The sequence below is a fragment of the Leclercia sp. genome (genome assembly GCF_036780805.1).
Classification (GTDB): Bacteria; Pseudomonadota; Gammaproteobacteria; order Enterobacterales; family Enterobacteriaceae; genus Enterobacter.
Map to the genome: position 1 here is coordinate 1,550,031 of NZ_DAIQCE010000001.1, position 19,529 is coordinate 1,569,559.

The window sequence follows — 19,529 nt, forward strand, 5'->3', positions numbered from 1 at the left end:
CTCTTATTCTGTCGTTTCTAACTGGCGCCAGATCTCATCGGCCAGCGCAATAAAATGTTTGTCTTGTGACTGCTGCCAGCGCAGCTCAAACCAGCCGGCCATCAGCATCAGCACCCACGGACGCCAGCGTTTCACCTGACGTTGCAGCCGGGTCAACTCAAGCCGGGCAATCTCGCCGTAGGCGGCGAGCAGCTGCTGACGCTGGGCGTCACTCCCGGTCCAGACGCTGGCCAGCTCCAGCGCAACGTCACCGTCTCCGGCGTATTCCCAGTCCAGCAGCCGACTGCCGGAGTCCGTATGCACGATATTACCCGCATGAACGTCCATATGCAGCGGCGCGAGGCGCAGCGGTCGCGGCTCACCCCGTTTTTGCAGCCGCTTATGCCATCGCAGCCATAACGGCGTGCGCCGGGATGGCGAGGCCTGTAGCCAGTACTGCTCCAGCAGCGGGGCCAGAGTGATACGCCAGCCAAATCGGGGTTGCTGATGCAGATGATACAGCATCGCAGCCAGTGCGGGTGCGGCGGGTAGCGTGGTTTTGATCTCACCGGTCAGATAATCGACGGCTATCCAGCCAGGGCTATAAAAGTGCGGCTGGGGAGCAATGTCGACGGGAAGATGGCGTAGCGCATGGTACTGACGGCGAAAATGGGCTGGCGTAGCCAGCGCGGCGTGATACTGACGCAGCACCAGCCGCCGCCCGGCGTGCTCAATAATGCAACTCGCGCCGCTCAACCCGGCGTGGGTCTGCGGCGCGAGAAGGCGATACTGCGGGAAAAAGCGCGACAGCAGCGTGTCGCGCGTCAGATTATTGTTGCTGAACTGCACCTTTACCCGACCAGATAATTTCACCTGTCTGAACCAGCATCAGCTGCATTTGCAGGGCTGGCGAGTTGACGTTACCGGTCGCGCTGGAGTAAAGCACATACTGTGCCCCTACGTTGCGGGCAATGCCGATCGCTTTACTGCGCGAGCCCAGGCTGTCCTGCGGAGAAAGACCTAACTGCTGCTTGGCCACCGCCAGCTGCTGCGCCGACACCAGAGTAAATTTGCCGTTGTTCGCCAGCGCATTGCGTAGGGTTTCGGTGGCTTCCCCGGCGTTCAGGCTGCCGTTAGTGCGGTTGTTGACGCTGTCCACCAGCAGCACGCTGCCTGCGTTAACGCCCTGAGCCTGCAACATCTTAGCGACCATCGGCTGCATTGCGCCGTTCCAGTCGTAATGACGTTCACGTGGCGCAGGCTGAGCGGTCTCTTCCTGATGCTCAATCGGGCCAGGCTGCGCCGGTACTGACGGCACGGTTGGCACGGTGGGAACAGGCTGTGTTGGCTGGACCGGCTGTTGTGCGCCCGGTTTCACCTCTTCGACCGGTGCAGGCGGCTGCTCGGTACGGCTGATACATCCCGAAAGGAACAGTGCAAAAGCCGTGACCAGCGCGTAACGACTGAAATTTTTAATCAAGGATCACCCCTTAGAGATAGAGATAAAGTCTGACCTTATGGGCACCCAGATAGTTGGCGCTGCCGTAGAGCGTGACCGACGACTTCGCCGGGATGGTCACGCTGCGCGGCGCCTCAAGCGGGTGCATTTCCAGGCCTCTGGCGTCATACCAGAAAAAACGGTAATGGACGGTAACGGACTCTTGTCTTTCATTAAACAGCGTGGAGGAGGCAGACGGCTGGATCTCGCTGGTGGTCAGCGACGGTTTATCAGCGGTAATGCCCGCTGCCAGCACAGATGACTCCATCACTAATGTTTGTTCATCATTGACGGGGATCGCGGGCTGAGATTTACATCCCGCCAGCACCACCATCATTAACAGCATCGCAATCCGTCCACCGGGCATCTTAAAGACCTTTATGCGCAAGCATCGGCCCCAGCGGACGACCACCGAGCAGATGCATATGAATATGATAAACTTCCTGACCACCGTGGCGGTTACAGTTCATGATCAAACGGTAACCGTCCTCAGCCACGCCTTCCTGCTCAGCAATTTTCGCTGCTACTGTCAGCATACGGCCTAATGCCAGTTCATGCTCAGTTTTCACGTCATTTACCGTCGGAATCAGAATATTAGGAATAATGAGGATGTGGGTCGGCGCCTGCGGAGAGATGTCGCGAAAAGCAGTAACCAGTTCATCCTGATAGACGATATCTGCCGGGATCTCGCGGCGGATAATTTTACTGAAAATGGTTTCTTCAGCCATGAGGTTTTCCTTATTCATTAATCTGGCGACGTGCCCGGAGATAACCCACTCGGTGCAGGCGCATGAGGATGTGATACAACTGAAGAGTATGAGCGACTTTCTCCAATCCTTTCAACCTTATCCCTCGAATTCTTTACGCTACAGGTCTGATTTGCTCGCGATTTGACCAGCTCTCCTCTGCCAGGCCTGAAACATTATTTCATATAGCTTAGCAACATCTGTTTACAGGGTTAATCTGAATGCGTATATTTCGCATTTGCATTTTCATGCGCAATTTATACCTACAAAAATCACTTCAGCCCGTTCAGACGGGACTGATGCACACCATTCACCGTTTATTAAGGGTTTGATGATGTCTTTCACCATTCAATCCAGGGAAGGGCAATCGTGGTCTGACGCAACACCTTCGTTGCTGGCAGTCTGCATTGCTATGGCATTGATGCCAGCCACCAGTTTCGCCGCCGCCGAAGATACCGTTGTTGTTGATGGCGGTTTCGATACACAAACGACTGATGCCAGCCAGGATCAGGACTACAGCGTCAAGACCACCACTACCGGCACCAAACTGCTGCTGGTTCCGCGTGATATTCCGCAGTCGGTGAGCGTCATCAGCCAGCAGCGTATGGCTGACCAGAACCTGCTCTCTGTGGGCCAGGTGCTGACGAACACCACCGGGGTGACCGCCCAGGTGCAGGACAGCGATCGTACCGTCTTCTACTCCCGCGGCTTCTTCGTTAATAACTACGCCTATGACGATCTGCCGACCTCGATCAGCGAAGTGTGGAACTTTGGCGACACGGCTGCCGATACCGCCATTTACGACAGGATCGAAGTGGTGCGCGGTGCGACCGGTCTGATGTCCGGTACCGGTAACCCGGCGGCCTATGTCAACATGGTGCGTAAGCACGCCGACAGCAACGAATTCAAAGGTAACGTCTCGGCCACCTACGGCAGCTGGGATAAACAGCGCTATGTGCTGGACCTGCAGGCCCCGCTGGTGGAGTCTGGCAAAGTGCGTGGACGCATGATCGCCGGCTATCAGGACAACGACACCTGGCTGGATAACGCCCACTACCGTAAAAAATTCATCTACGGCGTGGTGGATGCAGATCTAACCGACAGCACCACCGTCTCACTGGGCTATGAATATCAGGAGAGCGAAACCGACGCGCCAACCTGGGGCGGCCTGCCGACCTGGTACAGCGACGGCAGCAAAACCCATTATGGTAAAAGCACCTCGGTAGCACCGGACTGGGCCTACTCTAATAAAGACAACACCAAAATCTTCGCCAACCTGACCCAGCGTTTCGACAACGGCTGGGAGGCGCATATCAACGGCATGCACGCCGATACTAACTTCGACTCCAAACTGATGTACATGTCCGGCTATCCGGATCGGGATACCGGGCTGGGTATGGTGGGCTACGGCGGCTGGAACCGCGGTGAGCGTAAACAGGATGCGGTGGATGCCTTCCTGCGCGGTGGTTTCGATCTGTTTGGTCGTCAGCACGAAATGATGTTTGGTGGCAGCTTCAGCCGTCAGCGTAACCATTACGACAACTCGATGCCGGATGCGCTGTATGGCATGGTCGATGTGGGCAGCTTCAAGGACTGGAATGGCAATATCGCGGATCCGCAGTGGACCCCGTGGAAGCTTTACAGCCAGGATGATATTCGTCAGTCCTCCGCCTATACCTCTGCCCGCTTCTCGCTGGCGGATCCTCTGCACCTGATCGTCGGGGCGCGTTACACCAACTATGATATTCGCTACAACCCGGCGGGCTCCCCGGATACCCGTCTGAAGAGCACCAAAGACGAAGTGACGCCGTATGCGGGTCTGGTCTACGACATCAACGACGCCTGGTCTGCCTACGCGAGCTATACCTCCATCTTCCAGCCGCAGGACAAGCGTGACGCCTCTGGCCGTTATATTGACCCAACCACCGGTAAGAGCTACGAAGCGGGCGTGAAGGCCGACTGGTTTAACACCCGTCTCACCACCTCCCTCGCCGTGTTCCGTATCGAGCAGGATAACGTTGCCAGCAATACCTACACCTACATGCCAAGCGGTGAGTCTATCTATGAGTCGCTGGATGGCGTGGTCAGTAAAGGGGTAGAGTTTGAGCTAAACGGCGCGTTAACCGATAACTGGCAGCTGACCTTTGGCGCAACACGCTACATCGCTGAAGATAAGCACGGTGATGCCGTCAGCTCCGATCAGCCGCGTACCACCATGAAACTGTTCACCCGTTATCAACTGCCAATGCTGCCAGAACTGGCCGTAGGGGGTGGGGTTAACTGGCAGAACAAGATCTGGAACGAAGTGGACGGCGGTCCGGCAGGCCGTGACCGTGCAGAACAGGGCAGCTACGCGCTGGTTAACCTCTTCAGCCGTTATCAGGTGACCAAAGACTTTGCCCTGCAGGCGAACGTGAATAACCTGTTTAACAAAGATTACTACGATTATGCTGGATCTTACGTGGTTTACGGAGCGCCGCTGAATGTCTCCGTAAGCGCAAGCTACGATTTCTAAGTCGTCAAAAGTGAATAAGGGAGCCTGCTGATGGCTCCCTTTTTTGTGCGCGCGGTTTGCCGGGTGGCGACTGCATTTCACACAACAGACAATAAAAAAGGCAGCCATTCGGCTGCCTTAGTCTCCCCAGGTCACAACTTAGTTGCTGCGGATGTACTCATCCATTTCGGTTTTCAGGTTATCGGATTTAGTACCGAAGATAGCCTGTACACCGGAACCTGCAACAACTACGCCTGCTGCGCCCAGTTTTTTCAGGCCAGGCTGGTCAACTTTAGCGACGTCAGCAACGCTCACACGCAGACGAGTGATACATGCGTCCAGGTTAGTGATGTTCTCTTTGCCGCCGAATGCTGCGATCAGAGCCGGAGCCATCTCGCTGGTCGCGCCTGCTTTGGTGTCTTCTGACGCATCTTCACGACCCGGAGTTTTCAGGTCCAGTGCTTTGATCAGCACGCGGAAGATGGTGTAGTACGCAACCGCATAGCACGCACCCACGATTGGGAACAGCCACAGTTTGCTGCTGTTACCGGACAGAACGATGAAGTCGATCAGGCCGTGAGAGAAGGACGTACCGTCACGCATACCCAGCAGGATACAGATTGGGAACGCCAGGCCAGCCAGTACAGCGTGAATGATGTACAGGATCGGCGCAACGAACATGAAGGAGAACTCGATCGGCTCGGTGATACCGGTCAGGAACGAGGTCAGCGCTGCGGAGATCATGATACCGCCCACTTTTGCACGGTTCTCTGGTTTAGCAGAGTGCCAGATTGCAATCGCAGCAGCCGGCAGGCCGTACATTTTGAACAGGAAGCCGCCAGACAGTTTGCCTGCAGTTGGGTCGCCTGCCATGTAGCGAGGGATGTCGCCGTGGAAGACCTGACCTGCTGCGTTGGTGTATTCGCCGATCTGCATCTGGAAAGGAACGTTCCAGATGTGGTGCAGACCGAACGGCACCAGGCAACGCTCAATGAAGCCGTAGATACCGAACGCCACAACCGGGTTCTGGTACGCAGCCCACTGGGAGAAGGTCTGGATCGCGGAACCAATCGGTGGCCAGATAAAGGAGAGGATCACGCCAGTGAAAATCGCCGCCAGACCAGAGATGATTGGAACAAAACGCTTACCTGCAAAGAAGCCCAGGTACTCAGGGAGCTTGATGCGATAGAAGCGGTTAAACATATATGCCGCAATAGCACCCGAGATGATACCGCCCAGAACCCCGGTGTCCGCCAGGTGTTTAGCCGCGATCTCTTCCGGTGGTAAGTGCAGTACCAGAGGTGCAACCACAGCCATGGTTTTAACCATGATGCCGTAGGCAACTACAGCGGCCAGCGCAGATACGCCGTCGTTATTGGTGAAGCCAAGCGCAACGCCGATGGCGAAGATCAGTGGCATGTTAGCAAAAACAGAACCGCCTGCTTCGGCCATCACATGAGAAACTACGGCTGGCAGCCAGCTGAAGTTTGCAGAACCGACGCCCAGCAGGATACCTGCGATAGGCAGTACGGATACCGGCAGCATCAGCGATTTACCGACCTTCTGCAGGTTAGCAAATGCATTCTTAAACATAATTGAGAGTGCTCCTGAGTATTTGTGCTTTTTTTACGTTTTCACGCATTGGCCCGGGGGGAGAACCGTGCCGTGGACAGGACATCTAAGCGCCCTTTATTTATTACACAGAGTAAAATAAATCCGCGTATCTTTGTTTGACGGCTATCACGTTTCAGCGCAGGGCAGCTGAAAAACTTTCAGATTTTTACAAAACAGATTGCCAAATGTTTCTATAAAGGTCTTCACCGCCCCCACTTGGGCGGTGAACTTTACTCGTTTTGGCTATTAATTACGAGCCATAAAAAAATAGAGTAATCAGGCAGATTGCAGGCGGGAGGGATCGATGTGAAACAGACTGGCAAAGTTGTCGGTGGTAATGCGTGCCAGTTCTTCAACATCGACGCCTTTTAATACGGCCATGTACTCGGCCACATCCCGTACCATCGCGGGCTGATTTTCTTTACCGCGATGCGGTACCGGTGCCAGATAAGGGGAATCTGTTTCCACCAGCAGACGATCGAGCGGCACGTAGCGTGCGGCATCCCGAAGCTGCTCGGCGTTACGGAACGTCACGATCCCGGAAAACGAGATATAAAAACCCAAATCCAGCAGCTTACCCGCTGTTTCTCTGTCTTCTGTGAAACAGTGTAGTACGCCGCCGCAATCCGTCACCTTTTCTTCTGCCAGGATCGCCAGCGTATCGGCGCGCGCGTCGCGGGTGTGGACGATCACCGGTTTATTCAGCTCCCGCCCGATGCGGATATGGTCGCGGAAAGACGCCTGCTGGCGGGCTTTAGTTTCCGGTGTGTAAAAATAATCCAGACCGGTTTCCCCCATCGCGACCACGCCCTCTTCCGCCGCCAGACGGCGTAAATCTTCAACGTCGTAGGCTTCGTCCTGGTTGAGCGGATGCACGCCGCAGGAGAAGACCACGTTGTCGCGCTCGCCCACCAGCTCGCGCATGGTTTTGTAGCCAGGTATCGTCGTGGCGACTGCCAGACAAAATTTCACATCGCGGGCGGCGGCTTTGGCCAGCACGTCATCGACGTTTTTATGCAGGGATTGATAATCCAGGCCATCGAGATGGCAGTGTGAGTCGACTAAAAACATAATGTCTCTCTCAGAGAAGGGATACAGGCAGCGTCGTGCCCGGTTGCAGGTAATGCTCGATAGTGAGTAACAGGTCGGTCAGGACAAGCTCCCGATTCAGCCCCGTTACGCTGAGTAGTTGTTCACGACACTGGCAGACATCATGAAGGATAGCCCGCAATGCCACACCCGGCAGGCGCTGCGCCAGACAATTAACCAGCGGCCAGGCATCAGCATTGCTCAGCAGGGTCGCCCCCTGCTGAATTTTAAGGGCATCCAGCAGCAGGGCTGCCAGCCAGTGCAGACGATCCGGCGCTTGCTCATGGTTCAGGACCGGGAGCAGGCTCAGCCAGTCGCCGCTGTCCGGCACTGCGTCGAGCGCCTGACAGAGTTGTTCCCGTTGCGTCTGAACGTTGGGCTGTAGCAGAGCCAGCGCCGCGGCAGGCGCACCACCGCACAGACGCAGCGCGCTCAGTGCCGCCTCTTGTGACGTTGTCACTTCTCGCGCTAACCAACTGATGGCCCAGGCCTCCTGCGGCACGCTAAGATGATGCAGACGACAGCGGCTGCGCAGCGTTGCCAGCAGCCGTCCAGGTTCGCGGCAGGCCATCAGGAACCAGGTATTTTCCGGCGGCTCTTCGAGGGTTTTTAACAGCGCGTTGGCCGCCGCCTCGGTAAGCTGGGCGGCATCTTTCAGCCAGACGACTTTCGCCCCGCCGAGCCGCGCGCGTTCGTAGAGCTTTTCACTCACCGCACGTACCGCATCGATGCCCAGCGTTGTCTTGCCCTTCTCTGGCTCCAGCGCGTAATAATCCGGGTGCGTTTCCGCCTGCATCAGTTGACAGCTGCGGCACTGACCGCAGCTTTTGTGTCCCTGCGGCTGCTGGCACATCAGAAAACGGCTGATGGCGTAGATCAGCGCCTCATCGCCCATGCCCGGCAGCGACTGGATCAGTAACGCATGATGCCCCCGACCGGACTGATAGCTGTTCACCAGCTGTTCAAAGTGCGGGCGCAACCATGGGTACCATTTCATGCCTGTTGTTCCTTCAGCCAGTCGGTGACCGTCTGGCGAATGTCGTTCATCACATCCTCCAGCGGCTGGGTCGCATTGATGGTGCGGATCGAACTGTCCTGGGCGGCCAGCTCAAGGTAACGGGCACGAGTGCGGTTAAAGAAGTCCAACGACTCCTGCTCGATACGATCCAGTTCGCCGCGGGCGCGGGCGCGTTTCAGACCCACTTCAGGCGTCACATCGAGGTAAAGCGTCAGGTTCGGGCGAAAATCACCGAGGACGGCATCACGGAGCGTGCCGAGCATCTGCTGGTCAATGCCGCGTCCGCCGCCCTGGTACGCCTGGGTCGAGAGATCGTGGCGGTCGCCAATCACCCAGCATCCCCGCGCCAGCGCAGGTTTGATGACGGTTTCGACCAGCTGGACGCGTGCGGCGTAGAACATCATCACTTCGGCTTTATCGGTAATGACTTCATCCCCGACCGATTTGATGTCCAGAACCAGGCTGCGCAGTTTTTCAGCCAGCTGGGTGCCGCCCGGTTCGCGGGTGAAGATCATCTCTTCGATGCCACACTGTTTAAGCGTCTCGACCACCACGTCACGTGCGGTGGTTTTCCCGGCGCCTTCCAGCCCCTCAATGACGATGTAATTACTGCGCATTTTTTTCCTTAAGTGCCTTCAGATAGTCCTGGACCGAACGATTATGACTGGCAAGATTGGTGTTAAACGTATGTCCACCCTTTCCGTCCGCGACGAAATAGAGATACGGCGTTTTTGCCGGATGCGCGGCGGCATTCAACGATGCCTGACCCGGTGTGGCAATCGGTCCCGGGGGTAAACCGCTAATGACATAGGTATTATAATCGGTTGGGGTTTCCAGGTCTTTACGCGATATTTTGCCTTGATAATTCTCACCCATTCCGTAAATCACCGTCGGATCGGTCTGCAGACGCATGCCGATACGCAGGCGATTGATAAATACCGAGGCAACCTGATCCCGCTCGCTGGCGACCGCCGTCTCTTTCTCGACGATCGAGGCCATGGTGACGAACTGGTTTTGATCTTTATACGGCAGATTCTCCATCCGCCCTTCCCAGGCTTTGTCCACCGCTTCAACCATCTTTTTATGCGCACGCTGCAGCAATGCCACATCCGTGGTGCCCGCGGTGTACATCCAGGTATCCGGCCAGAACCACCCTTCCACCCACTCAGGATGCTCAAACTTCAGGGCCGCAGCGACGGTGGCATAGCTGTCATCCTGCAGGGTATGTTTGATGTAAGGAGCATCGCGGAGCTGTTTCAGGTAGTCGCTCAGGCGCATCCCTTCCACAAAACGCAGCGGGAACTGCGCCTCTTTACCGCTCTCAAGCAGCTGCAGCATCTCTTTGACGGTCATTCCCGGCGTAAAGCGATAGGTACCGGCTTTGAAATGCGACAGCTCAGGCTGTACGCGTAACAACCACTGGAACACCCGCGGACGGTTAATGATCTTCTCGCCGTACAGCTGCTCGCCCAGTGCCAGCCGCCCGGTGCCCGGTTTCAGGGTAAAGATCGTCTCATCAGCGATCAGGATTTGACTGCCCGCCAGCTGGCGAACTTTCCACATCCCCACACCCGCGGCAATGCCCAGCACGACAAGGATGAGGAGAATAAAGCGCAACATTTTCTTCATGACTATCTGGTTTGCTCACACAGAGGGGCTAAAAATGCGTACAACTCACGCGATGAAAAACGCTGAGAACCATACTGCCGAACCGGCACGACGGGCATTAGCGCGTTGCAGATCACCATCTCGTCGGCCTCAGCCAGCGCTGCCTCATGGGCCTGCACTTCGACGACACGATATCCTGCGAGCGCCAGCTGCTGCAGGCAAAACTGGCGCATCAGGCCGTTGACGCCTGCCTGATCCAGCCGGGGAGTGAAAACCTCGTTCCCCTGACGCCAGAATAAATTCGCCGCACAGCATTCCGTAATGACCCCTTCGCTGTCAAGAACCAGCGCCTCGTCGGCACTGGTCTGTTCAAGATGGGTGCGGATCAGCACCTGTTCAAGCCGGTTAAGGTGTTTTATCCCGGCCAGCTGCGGGTTACGTCCCAGTCGCACCGGGCTTAAAGCCAGCACAATGCCCTCGCGACGCCAGCTGTCATAATGGGCGGGATAGGCCGACACCGAAAGGAGTCGCACCGGGTGCAGGCAGTTCGCCGCGCTGTATCCCCTGCCGCCACTGCCCCGGCTGATAATGACCTTCAGCACGCCGCGGTCATTCCCCTGGGCCAGCTCAACCATTTCACGCCGTAATGCTGCCCACTCAACGAAGGGGATGAGCAGTTTTTCACAGGCTTTCTGCAAGCGTTGCAGATGGGCATCCAGCAGACAGACCTGACCCGCAATAACGCGTGCCGTGGTGAAACAGCCGTCACCAAACTGAATAGCCCTGTCGCTTGCCGGCAGCGTTTCCTGGGGTAGGCCATTGATCAAGAACATGATGGCTCCTTTTAAATGGTCGAATAGTCTGGCAGGAAGGCGGGCCGGGGACAAGGGAATAAAACCGAATAAAAAAGGCCCGACAAGCGGACCTTTTTTATCGATGTGCCGGGAAGGCGATAAACCGCCCCGGCTGTCAGCCTCAGACCTTTTTAAAGATCAGAGAGCCGTTGGTGCCGCCAAAGCCGAAGGAGTTACACAGGGTGTACTCCAGACCGCTCACCTGACGCGCTTCGTGCGGAACGAAGTCCAGATCGCAACCGTCATCCGGGTTATCCAGGTTGATGGTCGGCGGAACAGCCTGATCGCGCAGCGCAAGGATGGAGTAGATGGATTCTACTGCACCCGCCGCACCCAACAGGTGTCCGGTCATGGATTTGGTCGAGCTTACCATCACGCGGCGGGCCGCATCGCCAAACACAGACTTAACGGCCTGCGCTTCTGCTTTGTCGCCTGCTGGCGTGGAGGTACCGTGCGCATTCACATAGCCAATCTGGCCCGGTTCGATACCCGCGTCGCGGATCGCGTTAACCATTGCCAGTGCAGCACCTGCCCCGTCTTCCGGCGGAGAGGTCATGTGGTAAGCGTCGCTGCTCATGCCGAAGCCAATGATTTCAGCATAGATTTTCGCGCCGCGTTTTTTCGCATGCTCGTACTCTTCCAGTACGACCATACCCGCACCGTCACCCAGCACAAAACCATCACGGTCTTTATCCCACGGACGGCTTGCCGCCTGCGGGTTATCGTTGCGGGTGGACAACGCGCGCGCCGCGCCGAAGCCGCCGACACCCAGCGGGGTACTGGCTTTTTCTGCACCGCCTGCAACCATCGCATCGGCATCGCCATAGGCGATAATGCGCGCCGCCTGGCCGATGTTATGCACACCGGACGTACAGGCAGTGGCAATCGAGATGCTTGGACCACGCAGGCCAAACATGATGGTCAGGTGACCTGCCACCATGTTAACAATCGTTGACGGAACGAAGAACGGGCTAATTTTACGTGGACCACCATTCACCAGAGAGGTGTGGTTTTCCTCAATCAGGCCAAGACCGCCAATCCCGGAGCCGATAGCGGCGCCGATACGGGTTGCGTTCTCTTCCGTAATTTCAAGGCCAGAATCCTGCATGGCCTGAACGCCAGCGACAATTCCATATTGAATGAAGGCATCCATCTTGCGCTGTTCTTTGCGCGAGATGATCTCTTCACAGTTAAAATCCTTTACTAAGCCAGCAAATTTCGTTGCATAGGCGCTAGTATCGAAATGGTCGATTAGGCTGATGCCACTCTGACCGGCAAGGAGAGCGTTCCAGGTAGACTCTACGGTATTGCCGACAGGAGACAACATGCCAAGTCCGGTCACAACTACACGACGCTTAGACACGCTTGTCCTCCAGGGAGGGATAAAAAAAGAAAATCGAGGGACTACAAAAGAAAAAACACAGGCGGTCGAATGACCGCCTGGAGATGCTCACTTACGCCTGGTGACCGTTGATGTAATCAATGGCAGCCTGAACGGTGGTGATTTTCTCAGCTTCTTCGTCCGGAATCTCAGTATCAAACTCTTCTTCCAGAGCCATTACCAGCTCAACGGTGTCAAGAGAATCTGCGCCCAGGTCTTCAACGAAGGAAGCGGAGTTCACAACTTCTTCCTGCTTAACGCCCAGCTGTTCGCCGATAATTTTCTTAACGCGTTCTTCGATAGTGCTCATACTCTTAAATTTCCTATCAAAACTCGCTTTCGCGATGGTTTTCGTAGTGTATAAAATGTTGAAAAATTTGCAACTAAATCCCGGCAGGTCTTACCACGATTTTACGTTATTTTGAGGCTATTCGCCCTAATAACGCAAATATTTTCTAACGTGATTAAACCATGTACATTCCGCCGTTGACGTGGAGAGTTTCACCAGTGATGTAACTCGCTTCGTCAGAGGCTAAAAATGCAACCGCGCTGGCGATTTCTTTAGGGTCGCCTAAACGACCCGCTGGAACTGCCGCCAGCGTACCCGCACGCTGCTCATCGGTCAGCGCACGCGTCATGTCCGTTTCAATAAAGCCCGGAGCAACAACGTTTACAGTAATCCCGCGGGACGCAACTTCGCGTGCCAGCGACTTACTGAAACCGATCAGACCTGCTTTCGCCGCAGCGTAGTTAGCCTGACCAGCATTTCCCATGGTACCAACCACAGAACCGATAGTGATAATACGCCCATGACGCTTCTTCATCATAGCTCGCATTACCGCTTTTGACAGACGGAACACAGATGACAGGTTGGTTTCGAGAATATCGCTCCACTCATCATCCTTCATTCGCATCAATAAGTTGTCGCGAGTGATTCCGGCATTATTGACCAGAATATCCACTTCGCCAAATTCTGCGCGAATATTTCCCAGAACAGATTCGATAGATGCAGGATCGGTCACATTCAACATCAGACCTTTACCGTTCGCACCCAGGTACTCGCTGATCGCCTGCGCGCCGCTTTCGCTGGTCGCGGTGCCGATCACTTTCGCGCCGCGCGCGACGAGGGTCTCAGCGATAGCACGGCCAATACCGCGGCTTGCACCAGTGACCAGTGCGATTTTTCCTTCAAAACTCATGGTATTCCTCTTCTTACTGCGCGAGTGCCGCTGACAGGGCTTCCGGCTCATTAATGGCCGACGCGGTCAGGGTATCAACAATACGTTTGGTCAGACCGGTGAGGACTTTACCCGGGCCCACTTCATACAGGTGCTCAACGCCCTGGGATGCCATAAACTCAACGGTTTTGGTCCACTGAACCGGGCTGTACAGCTGGCGAACCAGTGCATGGCGGATAGCCTCTGGCGCGGTTTCGCACTGCACATCAACGTTATTCACCACCGCAACAGTCGGTGCGTTGAAGGTGATTTTTTCCAGCTCTACTGCCAGCTTCTCAGCGGCAGGCTTCATCAGCGCGCAGTGCGATGGCACGCTCACCGGCAGCGGCAGCGCACGTTTGGCGCCTGCAGCTTTACAGGCTGCGCCTGCACGTTCAACCGCTTCTTTATGACCGGCGATAACCACCTGGCCCGGCGAGTTGAAGTTTACCGGAGAAACCACCTGACCTTCTGCAGATTCTTCACAGGCTTTGGCAATGGAAGCATCATCCAGACCAATAATGGCCGACATGCCGCCCGTACCTTCCGGCACCGCTTCCTGCATAAATTTACCGCGCAGCTCAACCAGACGCACGGCATCAGCAAACGCAATCACCCCAGCGCATACCAGCGCAGAATATTCACCCAGGCTGTGACCGGCCAGCAGCGCTGGCGCTTTGCCACCCTGCTGCTGCCATACGCGCCACAGTGCGACCGATGCGGTCAGCAGTGCAGGCTGGGTCTGCCAGGTTTTATTCAGCTCTTCGGCTGGCCCTTGCTGGGTCAGCGCCCAAAGATCGTAGCCCAGAGCATCCGACGCTTCACGGAAGGTCTCTTCAATGACCGGATACTGCTCCGCCAGGTCAGACAACATTCCAACGGCCTGAGAACCCTGGCCGGGGAACACAAAAGCAAATTGCGTCATTTTTTTATCCTTATACTAGAAACGAACCAGCGCAGAACCCCAGGTGAAACCGCCACCAAAGGCTTCGAGCAAGACCAGTTGGCCTCGTTGAATTCGTCCATCGCGCACCGCTTCGTCAAACGCGCAGGGCACGGATGCTGCAGACGTATTGCCATGACGATCCAGCGTCACCACAACGTTATCCATAGACATGCCGAGTTTCTTCGCCGTAGCGCTGATAATGCGCAGGTTCGCCTGATGCGGCACCAGCCAGTCAAGGGCAGAACGCTCCAGGTTGTTCGCTTCCAGCGTCTCGTCAACGATGTGCGCCAGCTCTGTAACCGCCACTTTGAAGACTTCGTTACCGGCCATGGTCAGGTAGATGGCATTGTCCGGGTTAACACGATCGGCGTTTGGCAGTGTCAACAGTTCGCCGTAGCTACCGTCTGCATGCAAATGCGTCGAGATGATGCCCGGCTCTTCGGATTGTCCTAACAGGACAGCCCCGGCACCATCACCAAAAATAATGATCGTCCCGCGATCGGTTGGATCGCAGGTACGCGCCAGCACGTCAGCACCGATCACCAGCGCATTTTTAACGGCACCGGATTTCACGTATTGATCGGCGATGCTCAGCGCATAGGTAAAGCCTGCACACGCAGCGGCAACGTCAAACGCCGGGCAGCCTTTAATGCCCAGCATGTTCTGAACCTGGCACGCTGCGCTTGGGAAAGCGTGCGTTGCAGAGGTCGTCGCAACGATAATCAGGCCGATGTCGTCTTTATCGACACCCGCCATTTCCAGCGCGCGCTGGGCTGCTTCATAGCCCATGGTGGAAACTGTTTCATCTGGCGCGGCAATACGACGTTCGCGGATACCTGTACGGGTGACGATCCACTCGTCAGACGTATCTACCATTTTTTCCAGATCGGCGTTGGTTCGCACTTGCTTTGGCAGATAGCTGCCGGTACCTAAAATCTTCGTATACATGTACGCTCAGTCACTTTTTGCTAATACAGATCCCAGGCGAGCGGCAATCCGCTGTGGGACTTGTCGCTGCACCGCCTGCACTGCCTGTTCAATCGCGACGGCAAACGCTCGCTGATTGGCCGCACCGTGACTCTTAATCACAATGCCGCGCAATCCTAACAGACAGGCGCCATTATACTGGTCGGGGTTGAGGTGACTGAATCGCCGCGCCAGGCTCTTTTGTAACCAACGCTTTAATAAAATCAGCCACCATGACCGTTTTTTACCCTCTCCCTGCGATTTAAGCAGAGAAAGAAACATTCTCACCACCCCTTCCATGGTTTTTAATGTAACGTTTCCTGTAAACCCGTCACACACCAGGACATCCGTTTTTCCGGTCAATAATTCGTTGGCTTCGAGATATCCAATATAGTTTATGGATGGCTCATTTTTTAGCCGCTCGGCCGCCTCACGGATGCTGTCGAGACCTTTGGTCTCTTCTTCACCGATATTCAGCAAAGCCACGCGGGGACGAGAAATCCCCACCACTTCCTCTGCCAGCACCGAGCCCATGACGGCAAACTGCGCCAGCATAACACTGTCGCAATCGACGTTGGCGCCTAAATCCAGCACCACCGTTTTGCCCTTTTGCTGGTGCGGCAGTACCGTCACCAGTGCCGGGCGCTCAATACCCTCAAGGGGTTTGAGCAGTAATTTTGCCAGCCCCATCAGCGCGCCGGTATTGCCGGCGCTGACGCACGCCTGCGCACGCCCTTCTTTCACCAGCTCAAGCGCAATGCGCATTGAGCTTCCGCGACTGCTGCGGATCGCCTGTGAGGCCCGGACATCACTGGCAATAACTGACTGGGCAGGAATAATCTGCAGACGTGAACGTTGTTCGAAGTCAGCTTTTGCAAGTAATGGCGTGATTGTGTCGGGATTGCCGACTAATAGGAGAGTGAGTTGCGAATTAGAGTTCAGTGCCTGCAATGCTGCAGGCACTGTCACGGAAGGGCCAAAATCTCCCCCCATGACATCTAACGCCAGGGTTAGACGTGTCAAGGTATCGTCGCAGCCTGGTTCGGTATATCCCCGTTTGCACGGGGAAACCCTCACTAAGCCTAATCACGCAAACGCGTGATTACTTAGTGATAACCTTGCGGCCGCGGTAGAAACCGTCAGCAGTGATGTGGTGACGCAGGTGTTTCTCACCAGAAGTCTTGTCTACAGACAGGCTGGTAACTGCGGTCAGCGCGTCATGGGAACGACGCATGCCACGTTTGGAACGGGTTGGTTTATTCTGTTGTACGGCCATGGACCTTACTCCTTAATTACTTACGCTTTAAACTGGCTAATACGGCAAATGGGTTTGGTTTTTGCGCTTCATCAGGCAGTTCCCCAAAGACCATGTCCGCCTCGGACACTTCACAGTGTTCAGAATCATGCACCGGAACTACAGGCAAGGTGAGGATGATTTCATCTTCAACCAGCGCCAGCAGATCGATTTCACCGAATTCGTTAACCTCAATCGGCTCATACGCTTCCGGGAGTGCTTCAGCCTGTTCGTCTGAACGAACCGGACTAAAACAATATGTTGTGTGAACATGAAGTGGGAACGGTTTCCCGCAACGCTGACATTCGAGCGTGACCGACACCTTTGCATCACCGGTAATAACGGCAAGGCGCTGGGGATCGATTTCGAACGACATGGAGCATTCCACATCACTGTCCACACTGACTACGGATTCGGCGACGCGCTCAGCCTGATCACGAGTATAGATACCTTCGTAATCAAGGCGTTTTTGAGCCGTACGAACCGGATCAAGAGTCAGGGGTAATTTTACCTTTTGCATAGGGCGCGCATATTAACTTTGTAACGTCATAGAGTCAAAGAAAAAGGCAACCTCAGGCTGCCTTTTGCCATTTATTCGCACACATTGCGGCCCGTAGTTTAAAATGGCTGGCATCGATACGCTATATCTGGTGAAAAAAATATGCCAAATCTCATTCTCGCCTCCACGTCACCCTACCGCCGCGTGTTGCTGGAAAAGCTGGGCGTCCCATTCGAATGCGCCGCGCCGAACGTGGATGAAAGCCCACTGCCCGGTGAATCGCCACGTCATCTGGTGGTCCGTCTGGCTCAGGAAAAAGCGAAAAGTCTGGCAGCGCGATTCCCTGACCATTTAATTATAGGTTCCGATCAGGTTTGCGTCCTGGATGGAACGATCACCGGTAAACCGCACACCGAAGAGAATGCCCGCCAGCAGCTGCTGAAAGCGCGCGGCAGTATCGTCACCTTCTATACCGGCCTGGCCCTTTATAATTCGTCTACGGGTCATTTACAGACGGAATGTGAGCCCTTTGACGTGCACTTCCGCCATCTCAGCGAACAGGAAATTGACGACTACGTGCGAAAAGAGCGGCCACTCAACTGCGCAGGCAGCTTTAAGAGCGAGGGGCTGGGAATAGCGTTGTTTGACAGGCTGGACGGGCGCGACCCGAACGCGCTGGTGGGATTACCGCTGATTGCACTGTGCCAGATGCTGCGCCGGGAGCATTACAACCCGCTGATGGCGTAACCCTGTGCTTCGCCCGGCGGCGCTACGCTTGCTCGGGCCTACGATTTTGTAGGCCGGGTAAGCGCAGCGCCGCCCGGCATTAATTTCCGCGCAGAACCTTCAGACAGCGCTTCAGCTGCTCGTCTAACGGGGCTTCGATACGCATCACCTCGCCGGTACCCGGGTGGGTAAACTTCAGCGCGGCGGCATGCAGGAACAGACGCGATAAGCCTGTACCGGCCAGCTGCTTGTCGAATTCACGGTCGCCATAGCGATCGTCGAAGGCGATAGGATGGCCCGCATGCTGCGTGTGAACGCGGATCTGGTGGGTACGTCCGGTCACCGGGCTGCAGCGCACAAGGGTGGCAAATTCATAACGCTCTTCCACCTTGAACCGGGTTTCAGACGGTTTGCCTTCCTGACTCACGCGGACGATACGCTCACCGCTTTGCAGAATGTTTTTCAGCAGCGGCGCCTGTACCACTTTGACATGGGACTGCCACTGACCGCGTACCAGCGCGAGGTAATCCTTCTGCATCCCTTTCTCACGCAGCTGCTCATGCAGCGAACGCAGCGCCGAACGCTTTTTGGCAACCAGCAGCACGCCGGAGGTGTCGCGATCAAGACGATGAACCAGCTCAAGGAAGCGGGCCTCCGGGCGCAGCGCGCGCAGACCTTCAATCACCCCGAAGCTCAACCCACTGCCGCCGTGTACGGCGGTACCTGAGGGTTTGTTGAGCACCAGAATATGATCGTCTTCATATAAAATCACATTCGTCAGCGCGGCGACTTTGTTCAGGTGCGGCGACACCGCCTCCTCTTCCCGTTCGGCGACACGCACGGGCGGGATGCGCACTTCATCACCCGCTTCAAGTTTGTATTCAGGTTTGATGCGTTTCTTATTAACCCGTACCTCACCCTTACGCAGGATGCGGTAAATCATGCTCTTTGGCACACCCTTCAGTTGGGTACGCAAAAAGTTGTCAATGCGTTGCCCCGCTTCATCTTCGGTGATGGCAACCATTTTTACGGCTGGAGTCTCTGTTTTCATGGGGGGCGATTCTAATTATCGTCAGCCATTAGCGCCACTCATTTTTCTATGCTTATATTTACCTTTACCCGGTCAGGGTTTCGTTCACGCAATCGATTTGGTGGTTATTAAACCAATCATTCGAAAGAAGTGAAGAAACTGTGAGTAACCGGGTGATAATTGGCAAAAGTCATCTTGCTATAACCCGGTTAGCAATGGAATAATGCTGCTGTTTTCCGTGTTAAATCCTGGTTAAGTAAGGATATCGACGGAATGACCAATTTTGTCTGACCGATCATCCACGCAGCAATGGCGTAAGACGTATTGATCTTTCAGACAGTTAGCGGGCTGCGGGTTGCAGTACTTACCGGTAAATGGAATCTTCTCTGGAGAGTTTTACCCAGGCTATTCCCCTGATAATCGCGCTGTATTTCCGTATGAAATACAGGCAACCGACACTTTGCGCCTCTTAAGCGAGCGACAACCGTGAGGTTGGCGACGTGAATAGACACGAGGCCATCGGTTCATACCCCGGAAAGCGTCACCTTGCCCGCAGCTTAGTCGTCAATG

At 55.4% G+C, this 19,529-nt stretch carries 21 protein-coding genes; 2 read left to right on the plus strand and 19 right to left on the minus strand.

Going from position 1 to position 19,529, the window contains the following annotated elements; all coding sequences use genetic code 11:
• Positions 1–3 precede the first annotated feature (3 nt).
• Genes thiK through hinT form a run of 4 tightly spaced genes read right to left on the minus strand, consistent with a single transcriptional unit; the run spans position 4 to position 2,205 of the window.
• Complete coding sequence (gene thiK / locus V7Q49_RS07320) at positions 4–828, minus strand: thiamine kinase (RefSeq protein ID WP_333850506.1); 825 nt, start codon at positions 826–828, stop codon at positions 4–6.
• Positions 809–1,459 (minus strand): penicillin-binding protein activator LpoB, encoded by a 651-nt coding sequence (lpoB, locus tag V7Q49_RS07325; RefSeq protein WP_333850077.1) that lies wholly within the window; start codon positions 1,457–1,459, stop codon positions 809–811. Before lpoB ends, thiK begins: the two co-directional genes overlap by 20 nt.
• Before the next feature lie 10 nt (positions 1,460–1,469).
• Positions 1,470–1,844 (minus strand): YcfL family protein, encoded by a 375-nt coding sequence (locus tag V7Q49_RS07330; RefSeq protein WP_333850078.1) that lies wholly within the window; start codon positions 1,842–1,844, stop codon positions 1,470–1,472.
• Position 1,845: 1 nt separating this feature from the next.
• Positions 1,846–2,205: a purine nucleoside phosphoramidase gene (gene hinT, locus V7Q49_RS07335; RefSeq protein WP_146145498.1), complete on the minus strand. Its 360-nt coding sequence runs from the start codon at positions 2,203–2,205 to the stop codon at positions 1,846–1,848.
• A 352-nt stretch (positions 2,206–2,557) separates the two neighbouring features.
• Here hinT and fhuE point away from each other — a divergent pair, with 352 nt between their 5' ends.
• Positions 2,558–4,738, plus strand: a complete 2,181-nt coding sequence (fhuE, locus tag V7Q49_RS07340) for a ferric-rhodotorulic acid/ferric-coprogen receptor FhuE (protein WP_333850079.1) — start codon at positions 2,558–2,560, stop codon at positions 4,736–4,738.
• Between the two features lie 138 nt (positions 4,739–4,876).
• Here fhuE and ptsG read toward each other — a convergent pair whose 3' ends face one another.
• From ptsG to yceD, 14 genes are all read right to left on the minus strand, one after another.
• A complete protein-coding gene (ptsG, locus tag V7Q49_RS07345; protein WP_333850080.1) occupies positions 4,877–6,310 on the minus strand; it encodes a PTS glucose transporter subunit IIBC in 1,434 nt (477 codons plus the stop codon).
• 297 nt (positions 6,311–6,607) lie between these two features.
• Positions 6,608–7,402, minus strand: a complete 795-nt coding sequence (locus V7Q49_RS07350; protein WP_333850081.1) for a metal-dependent hydrolase — start codon at positions 7,400–7,402, stop codon at positions 6,608–6,610.
• 10 nt (positions 7,403–7,412) lie between these two features.
• A complete protein-coding gene (gene holB / locus V7Q49_RS07355) occupies positions 7,413–8,417 on the minus strand; it encodes a DNA polymerase III subunit delta' (RefSeq protein ID WP_333850082.1) in 1,005 nt (334 codons plus the stop codon).
• Positions 8,414–9,055: a dTMP kinase gene (gene tmk / locus V7Q49_RS07360; protein WP_333850083.1), complete on the minus strand. Its 642-nt coding sequence runs from the start codon at positions 9,053–9,055 to the stop codon at positions 8,414–8,416. Before tmk ends, holB begins: the two co-directional genes overlap by 4 nt.
• Positions 9,045–10,067 carry a cell division protein YceG gene (yceG, locus tag V7Q49_RS07365; RefSeq protein WP_333850084.1) on the minus strand — a complete coding sequence of 341 codons (1,023 nt, stop codon included), beginning with the start codon at positions 10,065–10,067 and terminating at the stop codon, positions 9,045–9,047. The genes tmk and yceG overlap by 11 nt, the downstream gene beginning before the upstream one ends.
• A 2-nt stretch (positions 10,068–10,069) precedes the next feature.
• Positions 10,070–10,879, minus strand: coding sequence for an aminodeoxychorismate lyase (gene pabC, locus V7Q49_RS07370; protein ID WP_333850085.1), 810 nt, complete (start codon positions 10,877–10,879; stop codon positions 10,070–10,072).
• A 142-nt stretch (positions 10,880–11,021) separates the two neighbouring features.
• The gene (gene fabF / locus V7Q49_RS07375) at positions 11,022–12,263 is read right to left on the minus strand and encodes a beta-ketoacyl-ACP synthase II (RefSeq protein ID WP_166182149.1); all 1,242 of its coding nucleotides are present in this window, start codon (positions 12,261–12,263) and stop codon (positions 11,022–11,024) included.
• A gap of 91 nt (positions 12,264–12,354) precedes the next feature.
• A complete protein-coding gene (acpP, locus tag V7Q49_RS07380) occupies positions 12,355–12,591 on the minus strand; it encodes an acyl carrier protein (RefSeq protein ID WP_003857954.1) in 237 nt (78 codons plus the stop codon).
• 154 nt (positions 12,592–12,745) lie between these two features.
• On the minus strand, positions 12,746–13,480 hold the full coding sequence (fabG, locus tag V7Q49_RS07385; protein WP_032617552.1) for a 3-oxoacyl-ACP reductase FabG: 735 nt from the start codon (positions 13,478–13,480) through the stop codon (positions 12,746–12,748).
• A 13-nt stretch (positions 13,481–13,493) separates the two neighbouring features.
• Positions 13,494–14,423, minus strand: a complete 930-nt coding sequence (gene fabD, locus V7Q49_RS07390) for an ACP S-malonyltransferase (RefSeq protein ID WP_333850086.1) — start codon at positions 14,421–14,423, stop codon at positions 13,494–13,496.
• Between the two features lie 15 nt (positions 14,424–14,438).
• The gene (locus V7Q49_RS07395) at positions 14,439–15,392 is read right to left on the minus strand and encodes a beta-ketoacyl-ACP synthase III (RefSeq protein WP_333850087.1); all 954 of its coding nucleotides are present in this window, start codon (positions 15,390–15,392) and stop codon (positions 14,439–14,441) included.
• Positions 15,393–15,398: 6 nt separating this feature from the next.
• Positions 15,399–16,433, minus strand: a complete 1,035-nt coding sequence (plsX, locus tag V7Q49_RS07400) for a phosphate acyltransferase PlsX (protein ID WP_333850088.1) — start codon at positions 16,431–16,433, stop codon at positions 15,399–15,401.
• A 79-nt stretch (positions 16,434–16,512) separates the two neighbouring features.
• On the minus strand, positions 16,513–16,686 hold the full coding sequence (gene rpmF / locus V7Q49_RS07405; protein ID WP_003857964.1) for a 50S ribosomal protein L32: 174 nt from the start codon (positions 16,684–16,686) through the stop codon (positions 16,513–16,515).
• Between the two features lie 16 nt (positions 16,687–16,702).
• Positions 16,703–17,224 carry a 23S rRNA accumulation protein YceD gene (yceD, locus tag V7Q49_RS07410; RefSeq protein ID WP_142489077.1) on the minus strand — a complete coding sequence of 174 codons (522 nt, stop codon included), beginning with the start codon at positions 17,222–17,224 and terminating at the stop codon, positions 16,703–16,705.
• A 141-nt stretch (positions 17,225–17,365) separates the two neighbouring features.
• Here yceD and V7Q49_RS07415 point away from each other — a divergent pair, with 141 nt between their 5' ends.
• A complete protein-coding gene (locus V7Q49_RS07415) occupies positions 17,366–17,950 on the plus strand; it encodes a Maf family protein (protein WP_333850089.1) in 585 nt (194 codons plus the stop codon).
• 79 nt (positions 17,951–18,029) lie between these two features.
• Here V7Q49_RS07415 and rluC read toward each other — a convergent pair whose 3' ends face one another.
• Entirely contained in the window at positions 18,030–18,980 is a 951-nt protein-coding gene (rluC, locus tag V7Q49_RS07420) for a 23S rRNA pseudouridine(955/2504/2580) synthase RluC (protein WP_333850090.1), read from the minus strand.
• Positions 18,981–19,529 lie beyond the last annotated feature (549 nt).

What these genes read in the sequence shown, in the direction of transcription:
- V7Q49_RS07395 (WP_333850087.1), bottom strand. Translation starts at nt 15,392, where the DNA reads ATGTATACGAAGATTTTAGGTACCGGCAGCTATCTGCCAAAGCAAGTG.
- holB (WP_333850082.1), bottom strand. Translation starts at nt 8,417, where the DNA reads ATGAAATGGTACCCATGGTTGCGCCCGCACTTTGAACAGCTGGTGAAC.
- V7Q49_RS07330 (WP_333850078.1), bottom strand. Translation starts at nt 1,844, where the DNA reads ATGCCCGGTGGACGGATTGCGATGCTGTTAATGATGGTGGTGCTGGCG.
- pabC (WP_333850085.1), bottom strand. Translation starts at nt 10,879, where the DNA reads ATGTTCTTGATCAATGGCCTACCCCAGGAAACGCTGCCGGCAAGCGAC.
- tmk (WP_333850083.1), bottom strand. Translation starts at nt 9,055, where the DNA reads ATGCGCAGTAATTACATCGTCATTGAGGGGCTGGAAGGCGCCGGGAAA.
- rluC (WP_333850090.1), bottom strand. Translation starts at nt 18,980, where the DNA reads ATGAAAACAGAGACTCCAGCCGTAAAAATGGTTGCCATCACCGAAGAT.
- acpP (WP_003857954.1), bottom strand. Translation starts at nt 12,591, where the DNA reads ATGAGCACTATCGAAGAACGCGTTAAGAAAATTATCGGCGAACAGCTG.
- rpmF (WP_003857964.1), bottom strand. Translation starts at nt 16,686, where the DNA reads ATGGCCGTACAACAGAATAAACCAACCCGTTCCAAACGTGGCATGCGT.
- fhuE (WP_333850079.1), top strand. Translation starts at nt 2,558, where the DNA reads ATGTCTTTCACCATTCAATCCAGGGAAGGGCAATCGTGGTCTGACGCA.
- yceD (WP_142489077.1), bottom strand. Translation starts at nt 17,224, where the DNA reads ATGCAAAAGGTAAAATTACCCCTGACTCTTGATCCGGTTCGTACGGCT.
- V7Q49_RS07415 (WP_333850089.1), top strand. Translation starts at nt 17,366, where the DNA reads ATGCCAAATCTCATTCTCGCCTCCACGTCACCCTACCGCCGCGTGTTG.
- V7Q49_RS07350 (WP_333850081.1), bottom strand. Translation starts at nt 7,402, where the DNA reads ATGTTTTTAGTCGACTCACACTGCCATCTCGATGGCCTGGATTATCAA.
- yceG (WP_333850084.1), bottom strand. Translation starts at nt 10,067, where the DNA reads ATGAAGAAAATGTTGCGCTTTATTCTCCTCATCCTTGTCGTGCTGGGC.
- fabG (WP_032617552.1), bottom strand. Translation starts at nt 13,480, where the DNA reads ATGAGTTTTGAAGGAAAAATCGCACTGGTCACTGGTGCAAGCCGCGGT.
- hinT (WP_146145498.1), bottom strand. Translation starts at nt 2,205, where the DNA reads ATGGCTGAAGAAACCATTTTCAGTAAAATTATCCGCCGCGAGATCCCG.
- ptsG (WP_333850080.1), bottom strand. Translation starts at nt 6,310, where the DNA reads ATGTTTAAGAATGCATTTGCTAACCTGCAGAAGGTCGGTAAATCGCTG.
- fabD (WP_333850086.1), bottom strand. Translation starts at nt 14,423, where the DNA reads ATGACGCAATTTGCTTTTGTGTTCCCCGGCCAGGGTTCTCAGGCCGTT.